Genomic DNA, 26,670 nt, shown 5'->3' on the forward strand with positions numbered 1-26,670 from the left:
CTACCAACTGAGCTATGCGTCCGGTTTCCCGAGCGACCGTCGCCGCCCGGGAGCGGCTCCAATAGCGATTTCTGAGGGTGTGCCAAGCCCCTATTTCAACTTTTTTACGACAGCCCCGAATTGCCCCGACGGTTCCAGCGGTCGACGGCCATGATCGTGCCCACGCAGATCATGTTGGTCATCATCGAGGAGCCGCCGTGGCTGAGAAAGGGCAGGGGAATGCCCACCACCGGCGCCAGGCCCATGACCATCATCATGTTGATGCAGGCGTAGAAAAATATCGTGGCGGTCATCCCGGCGGCGAGCAGGCGCGAGAAGCGGTCCGGCGCCCGCAGCGCCACCTTCAGGCCCCAGCGCAGCACGACAGCGAAGATCGCGAGCACGAACAGCCCGCCGAGCATGCCCCATTCCTCGGCCATCGTCGCGAACACGAAGTCGGTGTGTGCCTCGGGCAGGTAGTCGAGGTGGCTTTGCGAGCCGTGGCCGAAGCCCTTGCCGAAGAAGCCACCCGAACCGATCGCGATCTTGGACTGGGTGATGTGATAGCCCGACCCCAGCGGGTCGCTTTCCGGGTCCATGAACACCAGCACGCGCTTGCGCTGGTAATCGTGGAGCGCGAAGAAGAAGGCGAGCGGGGCGATGATTGCGCCCGCGCCGCCGGCGCCGAGAAACCAGCGCAGCGGCAGGCCGGCCAAGAACATGACCACCACTGCACCGAAGCAGATCGCCAGCGCGGTGCCGAGGTCTGGCTGGAGCATGACGAATGCCGCCGGGAAGCCCAGAAGGCCCAGGGCCGGTACGATCGAGCGCCATGTCCGGGTCTCGCCGGTCGGCAGCACCGAATAGAACCAGGCCAGCACCAGCACGATGCCCGGCTTCATCAGTTCGGATGGCTGCAGCGTCATGAAGCCGAGGTTGAGCCAGCGCTGACTGCCGCCACCGATGCCGCCGATCAGCTCGACGAGCACGAGCAGAACGCACAGCACGCCATAGAGCGGCAAGGCGGCGCGCTTGAACCAGTCCTGCGGGACGCGTGCGAGCGCCATCGCCATGGCGAGGAACACCATGAAGCGGGCGACGTGCATCAGCGCCCAGGGCTGAAAATGCCCTCCGGCGGCGGAATAGAGCACCGCGCCGCCGAAGTTGACCAGCAGCAAGAGCGGCACGAGTACGCCCCAGGGCTGGCGCGAGAGGGCGGCGGGGATATAGGCGCGGCGCATCGGCTTTATTGCCCCGTCGTCGGTTGCGGCGCTGCAGCGGACACGGGCGCACCGGCGGTTTGCGGGCCGGCAGGCGGCACAGGCGCTTCCGGCTCGGGCGCGGGCGGGGCGGCGTCGGTCTGCGCCGCGGTCGGATCGGACGCCGGCTTGTTGTCGGCCTCGACCTCCTTGTTGGTCTGCTCCTCGTCCGGGGCGCGCGGCGCGCTGGTCCCGAACTTGGCGGCATAGGCGTCGTACCGCGCGGCCATGCGCTGCTGGACGTTACCGCCCCAGCCCTTTTCGAGTTCCTCGAGCTGCGCCATGGCCTTGGCCGGGTCGAACAGGTAGGTCATCACGTCCCGCGCGATCGGATAGGCACTGGGCGAGCCGCCGCCGTGCTCGATCGCCACCGCGCAGGCATAGCGCGGCTTGTCGAATGGGGCGAAGCAGATGAAGTGGCCGTGGTCGCGCCGCTTCCACTCGACGTTCTTGCCGTTACCGTGCTGCAGGCCGACGACTTGCGCGGTGCCGGTCTTGCCCGCCATCTGCACGCCCTCGATCGGCAGGCGCGCCTTGCCGGCGGTGCCACGGCCGTTGACGACCTCGTTCATCGCGGCATGGATCAGGTCGAGATGGTCCTGCGGGATGCCGAGCGAGGCCGAGGGCTTGGCGTGGCGGTCGAGCAGGAGGCGCGGGCTGAGCTGCAGTCCCGAGGCGATGCGTGAGGCCATCGTCGCCTGCTGCAAGGGGTTCACCAGCATGTAGCCCTGGCCGATCGTGGCGTTCACAGTGTCGTAGATCGCCCATTCCTTGTGGTACTTGCGCAGCTTCCACGCCGGATCGGGCACCGTGCCATAGGACTGGCCGGGGTAGGGCATCGGAAATTCCTGCCCCAGCCCGAGCCTGCGCGCCATGGCGGCGATCTTGTCCATGCCGATCTGCTGCGCGAAGTGATAGAAATAGACGTCGCAGGACTGGTAGATGCCCTTCATCATGTCGGTCGAGCCGTGGCCATGATGGTTCCAGCAATGGAACACGCGGTTTCCGACGCGCAGCCCGCCGGCGCAGTTGACCGAGGCCTTGGGATCGAGGCCCGCCTCCAGGAACGACAGCGCGACCATCGGCTTGACGGTCGAGCCCGGCGGATACAGGCCGCGCAGCACCTTGTTGCGCAAGGGCACATGGTCGTCTTCCGACAGCATCTTCCACTCGATGCGGCCGATGCCGTCGGAGAAGCTGTTGGGGTCGTAGCAGGGCATCGACACCATCGCGAGGACGTCGCCCGTGGCGCAATCCATCACCACGACCGACCCGGATTCGAGGCCAATGCGCCGCGCCGCATAGTCCTGCAGGCCGCCCAGGATCGTCAGCTGGATCGGCTGCCCCGGCACGTCCTCTCGCGTGCCCAGATCGCGCACCACGCGCCCTGATGCAGTCGCCTCGACCCGGCGCGCGCCCGGCACGCCACGCAGACGGGTCTCGAAATGCTTTTCCAGGCCGTCCTTGCCGATCTTGAAGCCAGGCGTGATGAGCAGCGGATTGCGCTCGCGCTCGTAGTCCTCGGCCGAGGCGGGGCCGACATAGCCGACGAGGTGGCCGACCGAGGCGCCGGTGGGGTAATAGCGCGAGTAGCCGCGCTGCGGAATCACGCCCGGCATCTCGGGCAGGCGCACGCTGACTGCGGCGAACTTGTCCCAGTCGAGCTTGGCGGCGACCTCGACCGGCTGGAATCCACGCGCCTTGTCGAGCTTGTCCTTGATGTCGCTGATCTTGTCGGCGGTCAGGCCGAGCAGGCCCGACAGCTTGGACAGCGTCTCGTCGGCATCGACCAGGCGATCGGGGATCGCATCGACGCGGAAGTCCGCGCGGTTGGACGCCAGCGCGGCGCCGTTGCGATCGAGCACCCAGCCGCGCCGCGGCGGGATCAGCGAGAGGTTGACACGGTTGCTTTCCGAGGCGGCCTTGTACTTGGCGTTCTCGAAGATCGAGAGGTAGGCAAGCCGCGTCGCCAGCAGCACGCCGACGGTCGCCTGGCCCATGCCGAGCACGAAGGTGCGGCGCTCGAAGCGGTTGGTCAGGATCGCCGAGGTCAGCGGCAGCTTCTGCTTCTTCATCTCAAACCTTGCGCAGCGGCAGCAGCCGGATGCGGTCGAACAACGCGACGATGCGGGTGATGACCGGATGCATCAGCACGGTCAGCAGGATCTGCGGGCCGACGGTCAGCGGCATGGGGTAGCCCACGGACAGGCCGGCCAGCGCCGCGGTCAGCGTTACATAGGCGGCCAGAAGAGCCGCGGCGGCAAGCCAGTCCTGTACGAAGCCACGCCACAGGAACCGCTCGTCGATCACGTCCATCGCCAGCATGGCCGCCGACCACAGCACGATCCCGCTGCCGAGCGGCTGGCCGCTATAGAGATCGTCGAACAGGCCAAGCGGCAGGCCCGCCCAGATCGGCAGCAGCGAGGGCCGCAGCAGGCGCCAGCCAAGCAGCATCATGAACCCCAGCGGCGGCAGCACCGGCGCCGAGGCGACAATCGGCGAGAACGTCACCATCGAGGCGGCCATGATCGTCAGCCACGGCAGGCCGATCGACAGGATGCGCGAAGGGCCGCGGTTGAGCCTGCGCCGCAGCAGGTCTTCGGGCCGGGCGGGCAGGAAGGGGCGTGCCATCGGTGCCTATCGCCCTCAGGGATTGGCGTCTTCGGCGGGAAGCGGCGGCGCGGCCTTCTGCGCGGCCTCGACCGCGTTCAGCGCGCTGGCCTGCCATGCCGGGAGCACGACGACGAAATCGGCGTCGGAAGGATCGCTGGCAAGCCGCCCGGTCGCGCCATCACGATGCGGATCGGTGGCGACGGCGACGGGAATCCCCGGCGGATAGAGCCCGCCCGAGCCGGATGTGGCGAACACGTCGCCTTTCTTGATCGTGGCGACCCCGGTGTTGATGAGGCGGATCTCGATGCGGCCATTGGCGCCGCCCTGGACGAACGCGGTCAACCCGTCGGACGCGCGGCGCACGGGCACGACATTGTCGGGGTCGGTCACCAGGAGGATGCGCGCGGTGTCGGGTCCGGTCTCGATCACCCGGCCGATCAGGCCCCCGGCGGCACGCACCGGCTGGCCCGGCTGGACGCCCTGGTTGCGCCCGACCGACAGGACGGCGAAGCGCCGGGTTGAACTGGCGGTGGAGCCGATGAGCCGGGCCGCCGCGACAGGGCGGACCTGCGGGTCGACGATGCCGAGCAGCGCCTTGAGCCGCGCATTCTCCTGCGCCAAGGCATGCATCGTCACGGCATTGGCGCGCGCGGCCTGCACTTCGCGCGCCAGGGCCGCGTTCTGCCGGCCGGCGTTGAAGTAGGCCCCGATCGCGGCGAACACGCTCTGCCCTGCGGTGCGCGAGGTGGCGCCGGCTTGGCCGAGCGGGCGCGCGACTTCGCTGGCGGTGGTACGGGCAAAGGCGAAGGCACCGGGATTGAGCAGCGACACCACGAGCACGACCACGCCTGCCACGATGCCGAGGACGGCAACCACGTAGCCGGTGAAGATCCCGTATTGCGCCCTGCGCGAAAAGCCCGGGCGCCGGTCAGGCGACCGCGCCATGATTCAATACCCCAGTGTGACGTTGTTGCCCAAGCCGAGGCGGCATGAAGGGTGGCTGAACCGGTCCCTTCATCGCCGCCCCGGCCGGGAAAGGGATCAGGCGGTCATCAACACGCCGCGATAGATCGGGTCTTCCATCGCGCGGCCCGTGCCCAGCGCGACGCACGACAGCGGGTCTTCCGCCACGCTGACGGGCAGGCCGGTTTCCTCGCGCAGGTGTTCGTCGAGCCCGCGGATCAGCGCGCCGCCGCCGGTGAGCACGATGCCCTGGTCGACGATGTCGGCGGCCAGCTCGGGGGCGGTGTTTTCCAGCGCGATGCGCACGCCTTCGACGATGGCACCGATCGGTTCGGACAGCGCCTCGGCGACGTTGGCCTGGGTGATGGTGATTTCCTTGGGCACGCCGTTGACGAGGTCGCGGCCCTTGATGTGGATCGTCTCGCCCACGCCGTCGGCGGGGATCGTGGCGATGCCGTAGTCCTTCTTGATCCGTTCGGCCGTGGCTTCGCCGATCAGCAGGTTGTGGTGGCGACGCACGTAGCTGACGATGGCTTCGTCCATCTTGTCGCCGCCGACGCGCACCGAGGTGGTGTAGGCGAGGCCGCGCAGGCTCAGCACCGCGACTTCGGTGGTGCCGCCGCCGATGTCGACGACCATCGAGCCGACCGGCTCGGTCACCGGCATGTCGGCGCCGATCGCAGCGGCCATCGGCTCGAGAATCAGGAACACCTGGCTGGCGCCGGCATTGCTCGCCGCGTCACGGATCGCGCGGCGCTCGACCGAGGTCGAACCCGAGGGCACGCAGATCACGATTTCGGGATAGCGCAGCAGGCTCTTGCTGCCGTTCACCTTGCGGATGAAATGCTTGATCATCTCTTCCGCGACTTCGATGTCGGCGATCACGCCGTCGCGCAGCGGGCGGATGGCCTCGATGGTGTCGGGCGTCTTGCCCATCATCATCTTGGCATCATCGCCGACGGCCTTGACCTTCTTGATGCCGTTGAGCGTTTCGATGGCGACGACCGAGGGTTCGTTGAGAACGATACCGCGATCCTGCACGTACACCAGCGTATTGGCGGTGCCGAGGTCGATCGCAATGTTCTGGGAACCGAACTTGAAGAATCGGGAAAACATCGAAGCCATCAGAAAATCCGTGTGATTCGCGCAAAGTACCACGCGTGCGTGGCCTCTGCGCAAAAGTGAGCGCCCGGGGAAGGCGGCTCATTAGCGCAAGCGCCGCGCAAAACCCAATATTTTGTGCATACGGCGCGTGGGATAAGTGGGGCGGTCCGTCTCGAAAAAGGGCGCTCGCGTCGTTAGGTTGGGGGCATGTCCGAAACCCAGCGTGTCATCCGCCGCCTGCCCGAGACGCTCATCAACCGCATCGCTGCCGGCGAAGTGGTCGAGCGCCCGGCCAGCGCGCTGAAGGAACTGGTAGAAAATGCGATCGACGCCGGCGCGTCGCAGATCGCGGTGCGCCTGTCCGAGGGCGGGTTGGGCCTGATCGAAGTGACCGACGACGGGTGCGGCATGCGCGCCGACGAGATCGAGCTGGCGCTCGAGCGTCACGCCACGTCCAAGCTGCCCGACGAGGCGATCGAACTGGTGGCGACGCTGGGTTTTCGCGGCGAGGCGCTGCCCTCGATCGCCTCGGTCGCCCGCGTCACGGTCGAAAGCCGCAGCCGCCAGGCCAACGAGGCCTGGACGCGCGTGATCGACCACGGCGCTTTGGTGCGCGAGGGGCCGGCGGCGCTTCCCCCGGGCACGCGCGTCAGGGTCGAGGACCTGTTCGGCAAGATCCCGGCACGGCGCAAGTTCCTGCGCAGCCCGCGCTCGGAATGGGCCGCCAGCCTCGACGTCGTGCGGCGGCTGGCCATGGCAAGGCCCGACATCGGCTTCCTGCTCGAACACGACGGGCGCCGCGCGCTGCAGGTCCAGCCCGGCGACACGCTCGCGGTGCGCGTCGCGCAACTCGTCGCGCGCGAGCTGGCCGACAATGCCGTCGCAGTCGACCTGCTGCGCGGCAACTATCACCTGATGGGCGTCGCGGGCCTGCCCACCTACAATCGCGGCGTCGCCGATCACCAGTACCTGTTCGTCAATGGCCGACCGGTGAAGGACCGCCTGCTGATGGGCGCGGTGCGCGGAGCCTATGCCGACATGCTGGCGCGCGACCGCCACGCCGTGCTGGCGCTGTTCCTCGAAGTTCCGGCGGAAGAAGTGGACGTCAATGTCCACCCGGCCAAGACCGAGGTCCGCTTCCGCGACAGCGCGCTGGTACGCGGCATGATCGTGACCGGCCTGCGCCAGGCGCTGATGACCGGCGACAAGCGTTCGGCCCAGACCCCCGATGCCGGGGCCATGCGCGCATGGCAAAGCGAGCCGATCGCGGATGCGCGTCCCGCCCATTCGTCGCCGACCTACGCGCCACCCACTTACACCCCGACGCCCCAGGGCAGCATGTTCACGCCATCATACCAGGCGCCCCGCTTGAGCGAGGCGGGTCAGGCGTGGCGCGGCTACGAGGCCGGGATCATGGCATCGCCTGCCGGGCGTGCCGAACCGGCGGCCGAGCCTGCGCCCGAAGCGACCGAGCACCCGCTCGGCGTCGCGCGCGGGCAGGTGGCGCGCACCTACATCGTCGCAGAGGCCAGCGACGGGCTGGTCATCGTCGACCAGCACGCCGCGCACGAACGCCTGGTCCTCGAGAGGCTGCGCGCCGCCGGGGCAGGCGAGGGCATGGCGCCCGCGCAGGCGCTGCTCCTGCCCGAAGTGGTCGAACTGGACGAAGTATCGTGCGACCGGCTGGAAGAAGCCAGCCCGACGCTCGCCGACTTCGGCCTTGCGCTCGAACGCTTCGGCCCTGCTGCCATGCTCGTCCGCAGTGTTCCGGCAGCGCTGGCCAAGGGCGACGTGCAGGCGCTGGTGCGCGACGTCGCCGACGACCTGGCGCGTCACGGCGATGCCCTCCTGCTGGGTGAGCGGCTCGACCTCGTGTTGGCGACCATGGCCTGCCACGGCTCGGTCCGCGCCGGCCGTGTGCTCTCGGTCCCGGAGATGAACGCCCTGCTGCGCGAAATGGAAGTCACCTCGCGCTCGGGCCAATGCAACCATGGCCGGCCGACGTGGGTGAAGCTGGCCCACGGCGATATCGAAAAGCTGTTCGGACGGAAGTAAATCATGCTTCCGGATGATGTTCGGTGCATCCCGCCAACGCCCGTCTGCGGCAAGCGGGAGGTGGGGAACGTCCCGAGACCAGACTACGGCTCAATTCTCAGGCGAGGGCGTTGGGCGGAAAACGATATCCTTGTCCGTCACCCCGGACTTGATCCGGGGTCCAGCTCGACTGCTGAGAACACCGTTTACCACTGCGCCAGGCGGAAGGCTGGACCCTGAAACGAGTTCAGGGTGACGGACTAGGTTGTGATTCACCGTCAGCGGCATGAGCAACAGCGCATTTCGCGCCCAGGCACTAAGGAACGGGACGCGACCATCTTGTGGCTTCGTGCCTTCCTGTAAAATTTATGCTGGCCAACATCAGCATTCATCGGGGTGACCTCAATGACGCAAGTGCGCGGGGATATCGAACAGCTGTTCGGGCGGAAGTAAAGATCCTCCCCACAGGGTGGGGAGGGGGACCGCCGGCGAAGCCGGTGGTGGAGGGGGGCTTCCGGGCCCCTCCGTCAGCCCTGCGGGCTGCCACCTCCCCGTCGCGGTGCGACAGGGAGGATCGGTTTAGAGCGGCCGCAAAGTGGCGGTGCCGAAGTTTTCCTCAGGCCCCGAAGACGCGGTCGAAGATCGTGTCGACGGCCTTGAAGTGGTAGTCGAGGTTGAACTTGTCCTCGATCTGCTGCGGGGTGAGCGCGGCGGTGACGTCGGCATCGGCCTTGAGCAGTTCGAGCAGCGAGAGCTGGCCGTCGGATTCCCACACCTTCATCGCGTTGCGCTGGACGAGGCGATAGGCCTCGTCGCGGGTCACGCCGGCCTGGGTCAGCGCGAGCAGGACGCGCTGCGAGTGGACGAGGCCGCCCATGCGGTCGAGGTTCTTCTGCATGCGCTCGGGATAGATCACCAGCTTGTCGACCACCGAGGTCAGGCGCGCCAGGGCGAAGTCGAGCGTGATGGTCGCATCGGGGCCGATGAAACGCTCGACCGACGAGTGCGAGATGTCGCGCTCGTGCCACAGCGCCACGTTTTCGAGCGCCGGGGTGACGGCCGAGCGGACGACGCGGGCCAGGCCCGTCAGGTTCTCGGTCAGCACGGGATTGCGCTTGTGCGGCATGGCCGACGAGCCCTTCTGGCCCGGCGAGAAGTATTCCTCGGCCTCGAGCACTTCGGTGCGCTGGAGGTGGCGCACTTCGACCGAGAGGCGCTCGATCGAGCTGGCGATGACGCCGAGCGTTGCGAAGAACATCGCGTGGCGATCGCGCGGAATGACTTGAGTCGAGACCGGCTCGACCGTGAGGCCCAGCTGCTGGGCGACGTATTCCTCGACGCTGGGATCGATGTTGGCGAATGTGCCCACCGCGCCCGAGATGGCGCAAGTGGCGATCTCGGCACGCGCGTTGACGAGGCGCGTGCGGCAGCGGGTGAATTCGGCGTAGGCTTCTGCCAGCTTCTTGCCGAAGGTGGTCGGTTCGGCATGGATGCCATGGCTGCGGCCGATGGTCGGGGTATACTTGTGCTCGAACGCGCGGCGCTTGATCGCCTCGAGCAGGGCGTCGATGTCGGCCAGCAGGATGTCGGCCGCGCGGGCCAGCTGCACCGCCAGCGTGGTGTCGAGCACGTCGGAGCTGGTCATGCCCTGGTGCATGAAGCGCGCCTCGGGGCCGACCTGCTGCGCCACCCAGTCGAGGAAGGCGATGACGTCGTGCTTGGTCACGGCCTCGATCGCATCGATGGCGGCGACGTCGATCGACGGATTGGTCGCCCACCAGTCCCACAGCGCCTTGGCGCCGCTTGGCGGAACGACGCCCAAGTCACCCAGCTTCTGCGTTGCGTGGGCCTCGATCTCGAACCAGATGCGATAGCGCGCTTCGGGCTCCCAGATCGCGGTCATCGCGGGGCGGGCATAACGGGGGACCATGGTTCGACTCCGGTTGGCTGGCGTTGCAGGGCGTGCCCGCCCGCTAGGGGCGGGGGGCTGCCAAGGCAAGCACCGATGCGCGATTGCGGCATGGGTTAGGGCGTGCGGGGCCCCTCCACCACGCGCCTTGCGCGCGGTCCCCCTCCCCACGGCGTGGGGAGGATCCTGGGGCGCAACGCGAGTGGTTGCCGCGTGTTGGGAGCCGGCTGCGCTGATGTGGCAAAGCCTCTACCAGGTGCTACGCGCGCGATTTCATCCTGAGCAGGACGCGCGATAACCCACGGCGCCCGCAGATCCTCCCTGCCGCATGGCGGCGGGGAGGTGGCAGCGCCTTGGCGCTGACGGAGGGGTGGTGCTTCGGTTACCACCACCGACCTGCGCGCCATCATGTCTGTACCACCACATCGGCCTGCTGCAGCGGGAGCGCCAGCTGCGCCCCGTGGGTCAGCGGGTCGGGCCTGGATGCCCGACGGATAGCAGACGCCGCGACTTCCCCAGCCGTCGACGCCCCTCCGGAGCTAAGGCCAATCCGCCTGCTGCCGGCCGTGCGTGGTGGTATTTTTCCGAGAAATGTCAGCCCCTCTTGATCCCCCGTTGTTGATCCGACGTCCCTCTCCTCCATTGCTGCGGAAAGAAGTCCTGTCGTCCGGAGGTCGCTGGAAAAGGGAGGTTTAACAGGGCGAAGGGCGGGCTCAATTTGGCCCGCGCCCAGTATTAAGCCAGCAATCGGCACAAGCGCTCAGCCTCCATTTCGGAGGCGATCGTCGTCATCGGTCCGGATGTGTGCCAATAACTCGAAAAGAAGCGGCAGTGGCTTTCACCACCACCGTCCCCGCCGATAAGCAGCTTGCCTTTAAATGGCGCTGACAGTGCTGCGCGCGCTCGCATCGAGGTGAACGACGTTGGTGGTCTGGTCACTTTCGGTGGCCAGACGCCGCGCCCTCAGCGTGTTCTCCTCGCGCGCGAGATAGTCGCGGGTCAGCGGCAAGGCGTCGCGGTGGCGTACGATCTGGATCTGGAAATTGACGAGATCGGCGTTCTCGAACGCCGTCGCGGCGCCGGCCAGATAGAACAGCCACATGCGGTAGAAACGCCCGTCGTACAGCGCCTCGATCTTGTCCTTCTGTGCGACGCAGCGGTCGTACCAGGCGCGCAGCGTCGGCGCATAGTGACGGCGCAAAATCTCGACGTCGGATATCATCAGGCGGTTGGGTTCCACCGCGGCGACGGTCTCGCTCAGCGCCGGGATGTATCCGCCGGGGAAGATGTACTTGCGCGTGAAGTCGTCGGTTACGGTCGGCGGGCCGACGCGCCCGATGGTGTGCATCAGCATGACGCCGTCTTCGGCGAGGATGTTGTGGCACTTGCGGAAGTAGGTGCTGAAATTGGGCACGCCGACGTGCTCGAACATCCCGACCGAGACGATGCGATCGTAATGTTCGGTGACGTCGCGATAGTCGGTGAGGCTGAAGGTCACCGCATCGTCGACGCCCTCACGCTTGGCCCATGCCTGGGCATAGGCGAGCTGTTCCTTGGACAGGGTGATGCCATGGACCCGGGCACCGCTCAGCTTGTGCAGCTGGATGGCAAGGCCGCCCCAGCCGCAACCGATGTCGAGCACGCGCAGGCCTTCGCGCAAGGTCAGCTTGGCGGCGATGTGCTCGACCTTGGCGTGCTGCGCTTCCTCGAGCGTGGTGACGCCATCGGCCCAGTAGGCGCAGGAATACTGACGCAGCGGGTCGAGGAAGAGGTCATAGAGCCGGTCGTCGAGATCGTAGTGGTGCGCGACGTTCTTGCGCGACGCGGTGCGCGCATTCATCTGGTCGATCCGGCCGACGATGTTGAGCCATGCCTTGCGCAGCGGCCCCATCTTGTCGATGTCGCCAGCGCGCTCCCACGGATTGTTGCGGCGCACGAAATCAATGAAATCCATGATGTCGCCGCCCTCGAAACGGACGCGATCATCCATGTAGGCCTCGCCCAGGCCTAGGCTGGGGTTGCGGGCGAGAAATCCGGGTACGCGGCGATCCATTAACCGCATGGTCATGTCCGGCCAGCCGGGCATCGCCGTGCCATAGACACGGGTGCGTCCGTCCGCCTCGATCAGGGTCAAGGTCCCGTTGCGGAACAAGCGCTTGAGCACTGGGTCCAGGATAAGCATCGACATGGTAAAAAAGCTCCGACGAACCCACCCCGGAGCACCATAGGCGCAAGCGCGGCCCGCCTGCAAGCGGACCGCGCCTGTTTATCCTGCAGTGCAGCAGGAGATCAGCGGCAGCGGGCGCTGCTGCGATCGATTTCGCGGCCGAGAAGGCCACCGCCGACGGCACCGAGCAGCGTGCCCATGGTGCGGTCGCCGCGCGTGTCGATCGCGCGGCCAGCGAGTGCACCACCGGCTGCGCCGATGATCAGGCCGGTCGTGCCGTTGCTGCGCTTGCAGTAGTAACGGCCGTCACGGCCACGCCACACGCGGTCGTTGCTGCTAAGGCGGCGAGGCTCGCGATAGCGGCCATTGCGATCGTACTGGTCGCGGTTCCAACCGCGGTGGCCGGGATCGGCCATGGCCGGGGCGGCGGGAAGGACGACGGCGGCGATCAGCGCCGCGAGAATGGTCTTCTTCATGATGTACTCCCTGTAAGTTCCGAAAACTGGAGACTGGGTTCGTGACGGGGAACCCTGATCAAAGCGATGTGATCCACAACGCGCGATGAACGTCTCGTTGTGTTGCCGGTTCCACGACGATCCGGTCTCAGTGAGCGCCCAGGTGAGTGCTTTTCGTCCTTGGTTATGGCGGGTGAGGGGCCATGAACCTTGAGATCGGCCCGTCGCCGCGATAGCCATGCCAGATGCAGATCGATCTTGTGGACGTCTTCGCGCGTGGTGCACTCACCGGCAATCCCCTGGCTGTCGTCCGCGGCGGCGAAGCGCTGTCGGGCGATCAGATGCTCGCGTTGACCCGCTGGCTGGGATTTTCGGAAACGACGTTCCTGCTTCCACCAACCGACGCACGGGCAGACTACCGGGTGCGGATATTCTATCCTGCCGGCGAATTGCCCTTCGCCGGCCACCCGACTTTGGGGTCTGCCCGCGCCTGGCTCGCGGCAGGCGGACGACCGAAAAAGGTGGGCGTAGTGGTGCAGGAATGCGGTGTCGGCCTCGTCGAGGTCAGGGTCGAGGAGGAGCGCCTGGCCTTTCGGGCCCCGCCCCTGTTGCGCGGCGGCCCGCTTTCGGACGACGAGCGGGCCGAGGCGATCCGCATCGCGGGAGTGGACGACGCTTCGGTCGTCGAGGCCGTTCACGCCTGCAACGGCCCGGGGTGGCGCCTGCTGTGCCTGCGCTCCGCCGCCGATGTGCTGGCTGCCCGGCCGGTGGCCGAGGCGCCGGTGCCGACCGATGTCGGACTGATCGGGCCATGCTCTGGTGGGGAGGGTAGCGGCAGCGACTTCGAGGTGCGCGCCTTTTTCGCCGATCCGCAAGGCAAGATTGTCGAGGACCCGGTGACCGGCAGCCTCAATGCTGCCGCGGCGCAGGCGCTGTTTGCGGGCGGTGTCGCGCGGGATCGCTATGTGGCGACGCAGGGCCGCTGCACGGGTGCCGATGGCGAGGTCGTGCTGACGCAGGAGGCCGATGGCTCGGTGTGGGTCGCCGGGCGCGCGCGGATGGTGGCGCAGGGCGCGGCATTGTCACCACCCGACTGATTGCGGGGGCCAAGCAAAAGAGGCAAGCAAAAGGGGGCAGGGCATCACGCCCCGCCCCCCAATCATTGTGCCATAGCTGAAAAGGTCAGCGGCCCTGCTGGGCCAGCAGACGCAGGCGCAGGGCGTTCAGCTTGATGAAGCCGGCCGCATCCTTCTGGTCGTAGGCGCCTGCGTCGTCCTCGAAGGTGACGTGGCGTTCCGAATAGAGGCTGTCGGGCGACTGGCGACCCACGACATAGGCCTGGCCCTTGTAGAGCTTGAGGCGCACGGTACCGTTGACCTTGGACTGGCTCGCATCGATCGCGGCCTGGAGCATCTCGCGCTCGGGCGAGAACCAGAAGCCGTTGTAGATCAGCTCGGCATACTTGGGCATCAGCTCGTCCTTGAGGTGCGCCGCACCGCGGTCGAGCGTTATGGATTCGATGCCGCGATGCGCGATCGCATAGATCGTGCCGCCCGGCGTCTCGTACATGCCGCGGCTCTTCATCCCGACGAAGCGGTTTTCGACGAGATCGAGCCGGCCGATGCCGTGCTTGCGGCCCAGCTCGTTGAGCGCGGTCAGCAGCGTCGCCGGGCTCATCGCCTCGCCGTTGAGCGCGGTGCCGTCACCCTGGGCGAAGTCGATCGTGATGTATTCCGGCGTGTCGGGCGCGTCTTCCGGGTTGACCGTGCGCGAGAAGACGTAGTCGGGCACTTCCTGCCACGGATCCTCGAGTACCTTGCCCTCGGACGAGGTGTGCAGCAGGTTGGCGTCGGTCGAGAACGGGCTCTCGCCGCGCTTGTCCTTGGGCACGGGGATCTGGTGCGCTTCGGCCCAGGCAATCAGCGCGGTGCGGCTGGTCAGGTCCCATTCGCGCCACGGGGCGATGACCTTGATGCCGGGTTCGAGCGCATAGGCCGACAGCTCGAAGCGGACTTGGTCGTTGCCCTTGCCGGTGGCGCCATGCGCGACCGCGTCGGCGCCGGTTTCGCGCGCGATCTCGATCAGGCGCTTCGAAATGAGCGGGCGCGCGATGGAGGTGCCGAGCAGATAGTCGCCCTCGTAGCGGGCATTGGCGCGCATCATCGGGAAGACGAAGTCGCGCACGAATTCCTCGCGCAGGTCGTCGATGTAGATGTGTTCGGGCTTCACGCCCATCAGTTCGGCCTTGGCGCGGGCCGGGGCGAGTTCTTCACCCTGGCCGAGATCGGCGGTGAAGGTCACGACTTCGCAGCCGTATTCCACCTGCAGCCACTTGAGGATGACGGAGGTATCGAGCCCGCCCGAATAGGCCAGGACGACGCGCTTGATCTCGGACATGGGCGGCACTCCTCAAACAGAAAGACGCCGCGCGCCTATCAGGGAGGGGGCCGTATCGCAAGGCAAAGGGGGCTGCGTGAACAGCGGCCCCCTTCGGCCGATTAGTTCATGAACCAGCCGTGGCTGGCGACCAGCGACTGGCCGGTGAGGGCATTGGTCGGGAAGGCTGCGAAGAACAGCGCCACTTCGGCGATGTCGTCGACGGTCGTGAATTCGCCGTCGACGGTCTGGCCAAGCATCACGTTCTTGATGACTTCCTCCTCGCTGATGCCCAGTTCCTTGGCCTGCTCGGGGATCTGCTTGTCGACCAGCGGCGTGCGGACGAAGCCGGGGCAGATCAGATTGGTGCGAACGCCCTTCTTGCCGCCCTCCTTGGCGATCGTGCGCGCCAGGCCTTCGAGGCCATGCTTGGCGGTCACGTAAGCGCTCTTGAGGGGCGAGGCTTCCTTGGAGTGGACCGAGCCCATGAACAGGATGGCGCCGGCACCCTTTTCATACATGTGCGGCAGGACCGCCTTGCTGGTGAGGAATGCGCCGTCGAGGTGGATCGCGAGCATCTTCTTCCAGTCGGAGAAGGCGAAGCTCTCCACCGGATTGACGATCTGGATGCCCGCATTGGAGACGAGGATGTCCACGCCGCCCCAGGCCTCGACGACCTTGGCGACACCGGCGTTGACCTGGTCTTCGTTGGTGACGTCCATCTCGACCGCCATGGCCGCGTCGGCATGCTCGGCGTTGATGGCATCTGCGGCGGCCTGGGCGGCCTCGAGCTTGAGGTCGGCAATGGCGACGCGGCCGCCGGCCGCTGCGTACTTCTTGGCGATGGCGAGGCCGATGCCGCTGGCCGCGCCGGTGACGATGGCAATCTTGTTGTCGAGGGTCATGTCGTTGAACTCCAAGGGTCTGGTCGGTCCCCAGAAACGGGAGGGAGGGAAGGAAATTGGGTTAGGCGAGATCCAGCGTGACGATGCCTCGGGCCGGGCGCTTGCGGTTCTTCCAGCGCGGACTGGCGAACGAGCGCTCGACGTCGCGGCGGCCGTTGGCCCAGTGCCCGTCGATCGTCATGCGCGAGAATTCGTAGTCCTTGCTCTGGGTTTCATAGTCTTCGCTGCGATTGATCAGGTGCAGGATCGTCACCGGCCCGTCGTGCGCGTGGGCGGTCAGCGTCGCGATGTCGGCGTCGTCGGCGAACTCGGGCGGCAATTTTTCGGCCAGCCGGGCGGCTGCCGCCTCGAGCGCCTCGATGCGTTTCTGCATGTCGGTGTTGAGGCGGGTGCGGCTGGAAAAGCGGATGTCCTTCTCGCGCTGGGCGCTTTCGGCCAGGCTGCGCGGCATCATGCCATGGGCGCTGAACAGGTCGACCTGGAACAGCAGCACCGGATCGCGCGCGGCGCGCAGGCGCTCGCAATCGTGGCGATCGGCCTCGCGCGCCCGCTCGTCGAGCACGAATTGCAGCGGCGTGTTCGAGACGATCCCGCCGTCCCAATAGGGCTCGCCATCGATCATCACCGGCGGAAAGCCGGGCGGCAGTGCGCCACTGGCCATGACATGCTCGGGCTCGATCAGGCGGTCGCGGTTGTCGAAATAGGCGAAGTTGCCGTTGAGGACATTGACCGCACCGACGCTGAAGCGAACCTTGCCGCTGTTGATCAGGTCGAAATCGACGAGTTCGAGCAGCGTCTGGCGCAAGGGGCTGGTGTCGTAGAGGCTGATCGCATCCGGCGATCCCGGCAGCGCCAGCCACGGCGGCGTCATGCGCGGGGAAAAGAAGCCGGGGATGCCGGTCAAGGAAACCGTCGCGGCGGCCGCTTCGTTGAACAGCCGGCGCCCCCAGCCATCGGCGAAGGGCGAGGGGAAGGGGATGCGCGAGGAGGCCTGCTCCCAGAACGCGCGCAGGTTCTTGACGCGCCGCTCGGGCGGGTTTCCAGCGATGAGCGCGGCATTGACCGCGCCGATCGAGATGCCGGCGACCCAGTCCGGGCTGTAGCCATTGGCGGCAAGCGCCTCGAACACGCCGGCCTGGTAGGCGCCCAGCGCGCCGCCGCCCTGGAGCACCAGGACGCATCTCTCGCGCGTCGCTTCGGCCATCATCGTCGCTACCCGTCCCGCGTTGTGCAATGCAGTATGGATATACTGTGAGCCGCCAACGTGGAATGGGCAAGCGTGGTTCCAGCCGCCGCGGTTTCGATTTGCCAAGCCCCCGTTGCACGCCGCGCAAGCCGCCGTCGTTTGAGTGAGGCTTTGCGCCTTTCCATGGCCCCAAACCCTGCCTACATGGGGCATCATGGCAAGACCGACCCCGCAAGCCTTCGACAAGAAGAAGATCGTCGCTGAAAACCGCCGCGCCCGTTTCGACTATTTCGTCGAGGACGTCTACGAGGCCGGCATCGCCCTGACCGGGACCGAAGTGAAGTCACTGCGCTTCGGCGAAGGCTCGATCGCCGAATCCTATGCCGAGGTGAAGGGCGGGGAAGTCTGGCTGATCAATTCCAACGTGCCCGAATTCAGCCATGGCAACCGCTTCAATCACGAGCCCAAGCGCCCGCGCAAGCTGCTACTCAAGGAGCGCGAGATTTCGAAGTTCCACGGCGCGGTGGAGCGCAAGGGCATGACGCTCGTGCCGCTGTCGATTTATTTCAACGGTCGCGGGCGTGCCAAGGTCGAACTGGCGCTGGCCAAGGGCAAGAACGCGGCCGACAAGCGCGCCACCATCAAGGACCGCGACTGGCAGCGCGACAAGGCTCGCATCATGCGCGAGCACGGTTGAGCCTTTTCCATACCGACCGGGGCCTTCACGAACCGGCAATCTGAACCGGTGCACGGTGGGCCGGCCCAAGCCACCGCCACAGGAAATGCCCTGCGCCATGCGCCAGCGATTCGTCACCATGGTCCGCTCCTCGATGCCCACGCGCGAGCAGATGGAAGCCAATCGCTGGACCGGACCGCTGGCCGCGCGCGCCGAGTTGTGGCGCTTCACCCGCCGGTCGGTGCCGCGCGGGGTGGCGATCGGGCTGCTGGTCGGCATCTTCGCGATGATCCCCGGCATCCAGATCATCGGCGCGGCGGCGATGTGCATGCCCTTCCGCGGCAACGTGCCCATCGCGGCGGCGATGACGTTCCTGTCCAATCCGGTGACAACGCCGCTGTTCATCGGGGCCTCGCTGTCGCTAGGCAACTGGTTCGGCTTTCACGCCGACCTCGCAACGTTCCTGGGCCTGGTCGAGCGCGGCGCGTCGCTTGGCGAATGGACCGCCTGGCTCCTGTCCGACGCGGCGCCCGCGCTGGTGTTCGGACTGTTCGTGATCGCCGTGGTCGCCGCGGTGATCGGCTATATTGTTTCGACGCTCGCGTGGCGTTGGTGGACGCTGCGCAAGCGTCGTGGCCGGCTGGCGTTGCGCCGGGCGGGGATTGCCAGCACCGGCACCCTGCCGGCCGGGCGTTGACGGCGCGGGCAAACTCGCGCCATCACCGCCGACAGAAACACACGCGCTGCGGCTGATGCCAGGCGCCATGGCTAGAGGGGGTTGCGTGCCGTCGGCAGCGGGCGAGACATTCGGCGAAGGCATCGCAGCATCGGCGGGCACTGGCGAGGGCGGAGCGCTGCGTGGCGCGGGGGTGCGTGACCTCGTCTTCGTCGGGCTTGCCGTTCTGGCCAGCGCTGCCTTGCTCGGCGTGCTGTCCCGCGATGCCGTGCTCGTGGCGGCCTATGTTCTGGCGTTATGCGTCCTCGCGCTGGCGCTGCGCCTCGCCGCGCGTTTCTTGCCGCGTACGCTGGAGGCCGCACCAGCCGCACCCGATTGGTCGGTGACATTCGCCGCGATCGAGCGGGGCGACGAGGGCCTGGCTATCATCGACCGCGCCGGTCGGCTGGTCTGCGCCAACACCCGTTTCACCCAATGGTTTGGCCATGCCGCACCGCCGCGCCTTTCGCTCGATCCTGCCGACATCGAGGCCATGGAGCAGGCGACGCGCGCGGCCTGGCGCGACGGCCATGCCACGCTCGATGAGGTCAGGGCCGGCCCATCGCGCTGGAGCGTCGCGCTGCAGCGGGCCGGGCGCGCCGACGATCATCTCGTCTGCCGTTTCGTCGCCCGTCAGGAGGCCGATCTCCTGGCTGACCTTGCTGGCCACGTCGCCGGCAAGCTGGGCCGTGCGCTGGCCCGCGAAGGCATCCAGGCCGCCGTGGTTCTTCCCGACGGCAAGGTCCGGGCCGCCAACGGCGCCTTCGCGGCGCGGGCCGGGGGCGACAACAGCGCCGCCATCGTCGGCAGCGACTTCGTCTCGTGGTTCCGCGCCGACGACAGCGAGCGCATATTCTACGCCCGCGAAGGCGCCAAGGGCTTGCCAGTGCGCTTCGTCCACCTGCCCATCGCCGATCCCGACCGGCCGGTGGATACCGACCCTGCGCACACGCCCTCGCTGTTCCTCATCCTCGAGAACGATGGCGCATTGGGCGACGCGCGCGCCGGCCTGCCGCAGATCGAGGCGCTGCTTGCGCGCCTGCCGCTCGGCCTGGCGATGACCGATCGCGACGGACGCTTTCTTTTCGCCAACCGTGCGTTCCTGCGCGCCGCCGGGCACGAAGACACCGTGCCGCCGCCTTACCCTTCCGATCTCGTGATCCGCGAGGACAAGGGCGCGCTGGCCGATGCGGTGCGCCGCTATACCCAGGGCGCGCCGACCGCCGGCGACGTGGCCGTCCGGCTGCGCGCCTCGCCCGAGGAGCCGGTCTCGCTCAGCCTCGCGGGTGTGCGCGGCATGGGCGAGGGGGCGGTCCTGCTCAGCCTCAAGGATTCGACGGAGGAAGCGCGTCTCAAGCGCGAGATCGCGCAAGCCACCAAGATGCAGGCCGTGGGCCAGCTCGCCGGTGGCGTCGCGCACGATTTCAACAATGTGCTGACCGCGATCATCGGCTACTGCGACCTGATCCTGATGCGCCACACGCCCGGCGACAGCGATTACGACGACATTCAGCAGATCAAGGCCAATTCGAACCGCGCCGCTTCGCTGACCCGGCAATTGCTGGCGTTCTCGCGCCAGCAGACGCTGCGGCCCGAAGTGCTCCAGCTGCCTGACGTCGTCGCCGAAGTGTCGACCTTGCTGAAGCGGCTCCTGGGCGAGAAGATCCAGCTCAGCGTGACGCACGATCGCGACCTCGGGCTGGTGCGCGCCGACCCGGTCCAGCTCGAACAGGTGCTCCTCAACCTCGCCGTCAATGCGCGCGATGCGATGAACGCCAATGGGGCGGACGCCAAGGCCTCGGGCATCCTGCGCATCGTCACGCGCCGGGTAACCGCCGACGACGTGCGCGCCATGAAGAGCGATATCCTGCCCATCGCCGACTACACCGCGCTGATCGTCGAGGACACCGGCCACGGCATCAAGCCCTCGCAGATCGGCAAGATCTTCGAGCCGTTCTTCACCACCAAGGAAAAGGGCAAGGGCACCGGCCTTGGGCTTTCGACAGTCTACGGAATCGTCAAGCAATCGGGCGGCTTCATCTTTGCCGACAGCGAAGTGGGCAAGGGGACGCGCTTTACGATCTACCTGCCGGTCCATGTACCCACGGCAGGCGATCTGGCCGAACCCGCCAGGCCCCGCACCGAATTGCAGCGTACCGAATGGACCGGTGGCGGGCGCGTGCTGCTGGTCGAGGACGAGGATACCGTGCGCGCGGTCGCGGAGCGGGCGCTGGTCCGGCAAGGCTACGAAGTGACGACCGCCGCCGATGGCGAGGATGGCCTCGACGCGCTGGCCCGGATCATGGCGGCGGGCGGGGATATCGACCTCGTCGTATCGGACGTGGTCATGCCGTCGATGGACGGTCCGGCGATGGCGCGCGAGATCCGGCGCATCAAGCCGGCGCTGCCCGTGCTGTTCATGTCGGGCTATGCCGAAGAACAGCTTCGCCGCGAGATCGACATCGCCAACATGCACTTCCTCGCCAAGCCGTTTTCGGTGGCGCAGATCGTTGCCGCCGTGGAGCATGTCCTGCGCGGATGAACGCGGCTTGGTGCGGCGGCCAGGCGTTCTTATATCCCACCATCATGGCAGCAATTTCCCCGGGCTGTCGTTCCCCCGCAACCGTCGATGAAATCGTTGCCGTCCAACGGGTTTGTCGCAGGAGAACGGACGCGACGGAATTTTCGTTCCCCCCTTGTTCTTTGAGAACAAAATAGATACATCGTTGTCAGTGTTGACGGTCGGTGTCGGCCATCTCTAGGCAAGGGGAAGCAGCCATGGCGGCGCAGCTCAAGCTCATTCAGGAAGGCAAAGACAAGGACATGGATCGTCAGAAGGCGCTCGACGCTGCGCTGGCCCAGATCGACCGCGCGTTCGGCAAGGGTTCGGTGATGAAGCTCGGCTCGAAGGAGACGATGCAGATCGAGGCGATCCCGACCGGGTCGCTCGGGCTGGACATCGCCCTGGGTATCGGCGGCCTGCCGCGTGGCCGCATCATCGAGATCTACGGGCCGGAAAGCTCGGGCAAGACCACGCTCGCGCTCCACGCCATTGCCGAGGCGCAGAAGACCGGCGGCACCGCTGCCTTCGTCGACGCCGAACACGCGCTTGACCCGGTCTATGCCAAGAAACTGGGCGTCAACATCGACGAACTGATCGTCTCGCAGCCCGACACGGGCGAACAGGCGCTGGAGATCGTCGACACGCTGGTCCGCTCGAACGCGATCGACATCCTGGTGGTCGACTCGGTCGCCGCGCTGGTCCCCCGCGCCGAAATCGAGGGCGAGATGGGTGACAGCCACGTCGGCCTGCAGGCCCGCCTGATGAGCCAGGCGCTGCGCAAGCTGACCGGCTCGATCAGCCGCTCGCGCTGCATGGTGATCTTCATCAACCAGGTCCGCATGAAGATCGGCGTGATGTACGGCAACCCGGAGACCACGACGGGCGGCAACGCGCTCAAGTTCTATGCCTCGGTCCGCCTCGACATCCGCCGCACAGGCCAGATCAAGGACCGCGACGAAATCACCGGCAACGCCACGCGCGTGAAGGTGGTCAAGAACAAGGTCGCCCCGCCGTTCAAGCAGGTCGAGTTCGACATCATGTACGGCGAGGGCATCTCCAAGATCGGCGAGATCCTCGATCTCGGCGTGAAGGCCGGCCTCGTCGAGAAGTCAGGCGCCTGGTTCAGCTACGACTCGGTGCGCATCGGGCAGGGGCGTGAAAACGCCAAGAACTTCCTGCGCGAGAACCACGAGTTGCGCGACCGCCTCGAAGCCGCGATCCGCGCGCGGACCGAGCAGGTCGCCGAAGGTCTCATGGCCGGCCCCGACGCCGACGACGACGCCTGATGGCAAAACGACCGAGGGAGGGGGAGCACTAACGGCTTACCTCTCCCTTCGTCGCCAATACCGTAGATCCTCCCCACACCGTGGGGAGGGGGACCGCCGGCAAAGCCGGTGGTGGAGGGGCAGCCCCCGATACGGAACCACGCCGCCCCACCATCTTGCCCCCGCTCCCAAACCCCGCCACGCTTGGGGTGACGCAAGGAGAGGGACGGCAAATGACGCAGGCAAGTGACTGGCAAGGCGGCGTGGGTCGCGCCTGGGCCGAAGAATGGCGCAGGACCGATCGGACCTTCGCCGAACTCACGCCCCAGCTTCTCGCCAGTACCTCGCAATTCGCAGGCCGTCGCATCCTCGATCTCGGCTGCGGCGCAGGCGAGGTGGCGCTTACACTCGCCGCGTCGCGCCCAGACGCAGACGTTCGCGGCATCGACATTTCCGAAGACCTGATTCGCAGCGCTCGCGATCGCCGCGCGACTGACTTGCCGGCCCACGTCTCCTGCCGCTTCGAACTCGCCGACGCCACCGTCTGGGCCGATCCCGATTTTGCACCGGACCTGATCGTGTCGCGCCACGGCGTGATGTTCTTCGCCGACCCGCCCGCCGCATTCCGGCATCTGGCCTTGGTCAGTGCGCCCGATGCGCGCCTGGTCTTCTCGTGCTTTCGCGCAGCGAGCGAGAACGAATGGGCGACGGCGCTCGCCACGGTGGTCGCAACGGAGGCTGCGGCAAATGCCGCTCCTTCATCCTCCGGTTTCCCGCCGCCCGGTCCGTTCGCCTTTGCCGATCCGGCAAACATCCATCAGGCTCTCGACGGCTGGACCGATATCACCATCACGCCAAACGACTTCACCTACATTGCCGGGGAGGGCGAGGATGCCGAGGCACAGGCCGAGGCGCTGTTCCGGCGGATCGGCCCCGCCGCCGCGGCGCTGCGGCTGGCCGATCCCGCCGACCGTCCGGTCGTCGAACGGCGTCTGCGCGATCTGATTTCGCGACATCATCACGCCGGGCGCGTCGGATTTGCCGCAGCAGCCTGGATCGTCACCGCGCGGCGCGCCTGAACACCACCAAAGTCGATCACCCTGCGCGATGAATCGTGCTTGTTCCGCGCTCGCGGCTCGCCTAATCGGCGGGGCATGACTTCGACGAACGAAATCCGCCGGTCCTTCCTGGAATACTTCGGCTCGCAGGGCCACGACGTCGTGCCTTCGGCGCCGCTGGTCCCGTACAACGATCCCACGCTGATGTTCACGAATGCGGGCATGGTCCCGTTCAAGAACGTCTTCACCGGCTTCGAGACCCGCGCCATCCCCCGCGCGACCTCGTCGCAGAAGTGCGTGCGCGCCGGCGGCAAGCACAACGATCTCGACAACGTGGGCTACACCGCGCGCCATCACACGTTCTTCGAGATGCTCGGCAACTTCTCGTTCGGCGACTATTTCAAGGAACAGGCGATCACGCACGCCTGGACCCTGCTGACCAAGGTCTGGGGCCTCCCCGTCGAGAAGCTGCTCGTCACGGTCTATCATACCGACGACGAAGCGGCGGAACTTTGGCGCAAGATCGCGGGCCTGCCCGACGAGAAGATCATCCGCATCGCCACCAAGGACAATTTCTGGGCGATGGGTGACGATGGTCCGTGCGGCCCGTGCTCCGAGATCTTCTACGACCATGGCGATCACATCCCCGGTGGCCCTCCTGGCAGCCCGGACGAGGACGGCGATCGCTTCATCGAGATCTGGAACCTCGTGTTCATGCAGTTCGAGCAGGCGGGCGGTGAGATCGTCGGCAACCTGCCCAAGCCCTCGATCGACACCGGCATGGGCCTGGAGCGCATTGCGGCGGTGCTGCAGGGCGTGCACGACAACTACGACACCGACACGTTCAAGGCACTGATCGCGGCCTCGGAAAGCCTGACCGGCGTCAAGGCGACCGGCGAGCACACCGCCAGCCACCGCGTCATCGCCGACCACCTGCGTTCGTCGAGCTTCCTCCTGGCCGATGGCGTGCTGCCTTCGAACGAGGGTCGCGGCTACGTGCTGCGCCGGATCATGCGCCGCGCGATGCGCCATGCGCACCTGCTCGGCGCCAAGGACCCCCTGATGCACCGTCTCGTCGGCGCGCTGGTGACCGAGATGGGCCAGGCCTATCCCGAACTCGGCCGCGCCCAGCCGCTGATCGAGGAAGTCCTCCAGCGCGAGGAAACCCGCTTCCGCCAGACGCTGTCGAACGGCCTGCGCCTGCTCGACGAAGCCTCGGCCGGGTTGGGCGAGGGTGACAAGCTGTCGGGCGAGACGGCCTTCCGCCTCTATGACACCTTCGGCTTCCCCTACGACCTCACCGAGGACGCCCTGCGCGCCCGCGGCATCGCGGTCGATCGCGAAGGTTTCGACGCCGCGATGGCGCAGCAGAAGGCTGCCGCCCGCGCCGCGTGGAAGGGCTCGGGCGATGCCGCCTCAAGCGAGGTGTGGTTCGACATCGCCGAGCGCGAGGGCGCGACCGAATTCACCGGCTACACCGCGACGAGCGGCGAGGGCGTGGTCGTCGCGCTGGTCAAGGACGGCCAGGAAGTGCGCGAGGCCGGCGTGGGTGACACGGTCACCGTGCTGACCAACCAGACACCGTTCTACGGTGAAAGCGGCGGCCAGATGGGCGATGCCGGCACGATAAACACCACCGACGGCCTCAAGCTGACCGTGACGGACACCGCCAAGCCGCTGGGACGGCTGCATGCGCATCACGCGGTGGTCGAGGCGGGGACGATCAAGGTGGGCGACGCGGTGGTCTTGACCGTCGACGTCGAGCGCCGCGATGCCGTGCGCGCCAACCATTCGGCCACGCACCTGCTGCATCAGGCACTGCGCAATCGCCTTGGTGCGCACGTCACGCAGAAGGGCTCGCTCGTCGCGCCTGAACGCCTGCGTTTCGACTTCTCGCACCCGACCGCGCTGTCGCAGGACGACATCACCGCGATCGAGGCCGAAGTGAACGCCGAGATCCGCGCCAACGAGACCGTCTCGACCCGCCTGATGACGCCCGATGATGCGATCGCCGCCGGCGCGATGGCGCTGTTCGGCGAGAAGTACGGTGACGAAGTGCGCGTGCTGTCGATGGGCCGACAGACCGAGCGGCACTATTCGGTCGAGCTTTGCGGCGGCACGCACGTGCGTGCGCTCGGCGACATCGGTGTGTTCCGCATTGTCGGCGAGAGCGCCGTATCGTCGGGCGTACGCCGCATCGAGGCGCTGACCGGTGAAGGCGCGCGCCAGTGGCTGGTCGGTCGCGAGGACGCGCTCAAGCACACCGCCAGCCTGCTGCGTACCACGCCCGACGAGGTTGAGGCGCGCGTCGCCACGTTGATCGAGGAACGCCGCAAGCTCGAGCGTGAACTGGCCGAGGCCAAGAAGGCGCTGGCGCTCGGTGGCGGCGGTGCCAAGGCCGAGGCAGCCGACGAGGACGTCGGCGGCACCAAGTTCTCGGGCCAGGTGCTCGAAGGGCTCGATCCCAAAGACCTGCGCGGGCTGCTCGACCAGGCCAAGCAGCGCCTTGGCTCGGGCGTGGCCGTGATCGTCGCGGTCAACGAAGGTCGCGCTTCGATCGCGGCGGCGGTGACCGAGGATCTCGTCGGCACGATCAGCGCCGTCGATCTCGTGCGCGCAGGCGTCGAAGCGCTCGGCGGCAAGGGCGGCGGTGGCCGCCCTGACATGGCGCAGGGCGGCGGCCCGGACGGCAGCAAGGCCGCCGATGCGCTGACGGCGGCGAAGGCTGTCTTGGCCGGTGTTGCGGTCGAAGGCTGAGGCGATCAGGCGAACGCGAGAACGCGTTTGATGTTGGGGTTCTGGTGCAGCTGGCTTGCGCCAGAACCCCAACCGTAATGGTGTTCGCGCAAAGGCGCAGAGGCGCAAAGAGTGACGGTCCACCCGTTCAGGCGTAGCTTTTCAGTTTAGGTCGGTCTCAAGACCGAACTGGTGCCAAGGCCGAAATCGGCCGGCAGGCCTTTCTCAAAACCCTTTGCGCCTTTGCGCCTCTGCGTGAACCTATTCGAGGTTGCGGAACCGCCGAAGCCTCGAAGATAAATGGCCTCGGCATCCGCCCTCATGCGAGGCCCGAACAGTCGGCCCGCTGGACCCTGAAACGAGTTCAGGGTGACGGGGTTGGAGGGGGCGGCGGCAGCTCGAGCAAATGACGACTTGCGCGGGAGCTTCAGCCGCCCTCGACTTGCTCGGCGAGTTCCAGCCAGCGTTCCTCCGCCGCGTCCTTGTCCGCGCGTGCCTTGCCCACCGCGGTCGAGAGCGCAGCGAAGCGCTGGGGGTCGCGGGTGTAGAGCGCAGGATCGGCAAGTGCGGCCTCGTCGCGCGCGATCGCGGCGTCGAGTTCCTCGATCCGCTTGGGCAGCAGCTCGTAGTCGCGCTGGTCCTTGTAGCTGAGCTTGGCCTTCTTCGGCGGGGGCGGCGGGGTTGCCGTGGCCGGGGCGGGGCCCTTG

General features: G+C 67.1%; 20 protein-coding genes and 1 tRNA gene (1 of these 21 only partly in view). 8 read left to right on the forward strand and 13 right to left on the reverse strand.

The window, feature by feature from the left end; translation table 11 throughout:
* The 6 genes from V7Q48_RS14150 to V7Q48_RS14175 form a co-directional block, all read right to left on the reverse strand.
* Positions 1-22: transfer RNA gene (locus V7Q48_RS14150), tRNA-Lys, on the reverse strand; it reaches 154 nt to the left of the window's first position.
* Positions 23-104: 82 nt separating this feature from the next.
* Positions 105-1,220: a rod shape-determining protein RodA gene (gene rodA, locus V7Q48_RS14155; protein WP_333838912.1), complete on the reverse strand. Its 1,116-nt coding sequence runs from the start codon at positions 1,218-1,220 to the stop codon at positions 105-107.
* 5 nt (positions 1,221-1,225) lie between these two features.
* Positions 1,226-3,313, reverse strand: a complete 2,088-nt coding sequence (mrdA, locus tag V7Q48_RS14160; RefSeq protein ID WP_333838913.1) for a penicillin-binding protein 2 — start codon at positions 3,311-3,313, stop codon at positions 1,226-1,228.
* 1 nt (position 3,314) lies between these two features.
* Entirely contained in the window at positions 3,315-3,869 is a 555-nt protein-coding gene (locus tag V7Q48_RS14165) for a rod shape-determining protein MreD (RefSeq protein WP_333838914.1), read from the reverse strand.
* Between the two features lie 15 nt (positions 3,870-3,884).
* The gene (mreC, locus tag V7Q48_RS14170) at positions 3,885-4,796 is read right to left on the reverse strand and encodes a rod shape-determining protein MreC (protein ID WP_333838915.1); all 912 of its coding nucleotides are present in this window, start codon (positions 4,794-4,796) and stop codon (positions 3,885-3,887) included.
* Positions 4,797-4,892: 96 nt separating this feature from the next.
* Positions 4,893-5,939, reverse strand: a complete 1,047-nt coding sequence (locus V7Q48_RS14175) for a rod shape-determining protein (protein WP_333838916.1) — start codon at positions 5,937-5,939, stop codon at positions 4,893-4,895.
* A gap of 186 nt (positions 5,940-6,125) precedes the next feature.
* Between V7Q48_RS14175 and mutL the strand changes: the two genes are divergently transcribed.
* Positions 6,126-7,973, forward strand: a complete 1,848-nt coding sequence (gene mutL, locus V7Q48_RS14180; RefSeq protein WP_333838917.1) for a DNA mismatch repair endonuclease MutL — start codon at positions 6,126-6,128, stop codon at positions 7,971-7,973.
* Between the two features lie 595 nt (positions 7,974-8,568).
* On the opposite strand, the gene purB is transcribed toward mutL, so the two are convergent.
* The 3 genes from purB to V7Q48_RS14195 all read right to left on the reverse strand — a co-directional run bounded on the left by purB (position 8,569) and on the right by V7Q48_RS14195 (position 12,504).
* Positions 8,569-9,882, reverse strand: a complete 1,314-nt coding sequence (purB, locus tag V7Q48_RS14185; RefSeq protein ID WP_333838918.1) for an adenylosuccinate lyase — start codon at positions 9,880-9,882, stop codon at positions 8,569-8,571.
* Positions 9,883-10,735: 853 nt separating this feature from the next.
* A complete protein-coding gene (locus V7Q48_RS14190) occupies positions 10,736-12,043 on the reverse strand; it encodes a cyclopropane-fatty-acyl-phospholipid synthase family protein (RefSeq protein ID WP_333838931.1) in 1,308 nt (435 codons plus the stop codon).
* Between the two features lie 107 nt (positions 12,044-12,150).
* Positions 12,151-12,504 (reverse strand): glycine zipper 2TM domain-containing protein, encoded by a 354-nt coding sequence (locus tag V7Q48_RS14195; RefSeq protein ID WP_333838919.1) that lies wholly within the window; start codon positions 12,502-12,504, stop codon positions 12,151-12,153.
* Positions 12,505-12,728: 224 nt separating this feature from the next.
* Here V7Q48_RS14195 and V7Q48_RS14200 point away from each other — a divergent pair, with 224 nt between their 5' ends.
* Positions 12,729-13,580: a PhzF family phenazine biosynthesis protein gene (locus V7Q48_RS14200; RefSeq protein ID WP_333838920.1), complete on the forward strand. Its 852-nt coding sequence runs from the start codon at positions 12,729-12,731 to the stop codon at positions 13,578-13,580.
* Between the two features lie 85 nt (positions 13,581-13,665).
* Here V7Q48_RS14200 and V7Q48_RS14205 read toward each other — a convergent pair whose 3' ends face one another.
* From V7Q48_RS14205 to V7Q48_RS14215, 3 genes are all read right to left on the reverse strand, one after another.
* Positions 13,666-14,880: an argininosuccinate synthase gene (locus V7Q48_RS14205; protein ID WP_333838921.1), complete on the reverse strand. Its 1,215-nt coding sequence runs from the start codon at positions 14,878-14,880 to the stop codon at positions 13,666-13,668.
* Positions 14,881-14,981: 101 nt separating this feature from the next.
* A complete protein-coding gene (locus tag V7Q48_RS14210) occupies positions 14,982-15,764 on the reverse strand; it encodes a 3-hydroxybutyrate dehydrogenase (RefSeq protein ID WP_333838922.1) in 783 nt (260 codons plus the stop codon).
* A gap of 61 nt (positions 15,765-15,825) precedes the next feature.
* The gene (locus tag V7Q48_RS14215; RefSeq protein WP_333838923.1) at positions 15,826-16,971 is read right to left on the reverse strand and encodes a patatin-like phospholipase family protein; all 1,146 of its coding nucleotides are present in this window, start codon (positions 16,969-16,971) and stop codon (positions 15,826-15,828) included.
* A gap of 193 nt (positions 16,972-17,164) precedes the next feature.
* Here V7Q48_RS14215 and smpB point away from each other — a divergent pair, with 193 nt between their 5' ends.
* The 6 genes from smpB to alaS all read left to right on the forward strand — a co-directional run bounded on the left by smpB (position 17,165) and on the right by alaS (position 25,984).
* On the forward strand, positions 17,165-17,647 hold the full coding sequence (gene smpB / locus V7Q48_RS14220) for an SsrA-binding protein SmpB (RefSeq protein WP_333838924.1): 483 nt from the start codon (positions 17,165-17,167) through the stop codon (positions 17,645-17,647).
* A 97-nt stretch (positions 17,648-17,744) separates the two neighbouring features.
* A complete protein-coding gene (locus V7Q48_RS14225; protein WP_333838925.1) occupies positions 17,745-18,323 on the forward strand; it encodes a DUF2062 domain-containing protein in 579 nt (192 codons plus the stop codon).
* Between the two features lie 157 nt (positions 18,324-18,480).
* The gene (locus V7Q48_RS14230; protein WP_333838932.1) at positions 18,481-20,883 is read left to right on the forward strand and encodes a hybrid sensor histidine kinase/response regulator; all 2,403 of its coding nucleotides are present in this window, start codon (positions 18,481-18,483) and stop codon (positions 20,881-20,883) included.
* Between the two features lie 236 nt (positions 20,884-21,119).
* A complete protein-coding gene (gene recA / locus V7Q48_RS14235) occupies positions 21,120-22,190 on the forward strand; it encodes a recombinase RecA (RefSeq protein ID WP_333838926.1) in 1,071 nt (356 codons plus the stop codon).
* A gap of 212 nt (positions 22,191-22,402) precedes the next feature.
* Entirely contained in the window at positions 22,403-23,248 is an 846-nt protein-coding gene (locus V7Q48_RS14240; protein ID WP_333838927.1) for a class I SAM-dependent methyltransferase, read from the forward strand.
* 75 nt (positions 23,249-23,323) lie between these two features.
* Positions 23,324-25,984 (forward strand): alanine--tRNA ligase, encoded by a 2,661-nt coding sequence (gene alaS, locus V7Q48_RS14245; protein WP_333838928.1) that lies wholly within the window; start codon positions 23,324-23,326, stop codon positions 25,982-25,984.
* Between the two features lie 406 nt (positions 25,985-26,390).
* Here alaS and V7Q48_RS14250 read toward each other — a convergent pair.
* The coding region (locus V7Q48_RS14250; protein WP_333838929.1) for an ABC transporter C-terminal domain-containing protein at positions 26,391-26,670 on the reverse strand (280 nt) is incomplete at its 5' end.

It is taken from the genome of Novosphingobium sp. (assembly GCF_036803765.1).
GTDB lineage: Bacteria > Pseudomonadota > Alphaproteobacteria > Sphingomonadales > Sphingomonadaceae > Novosphingobium.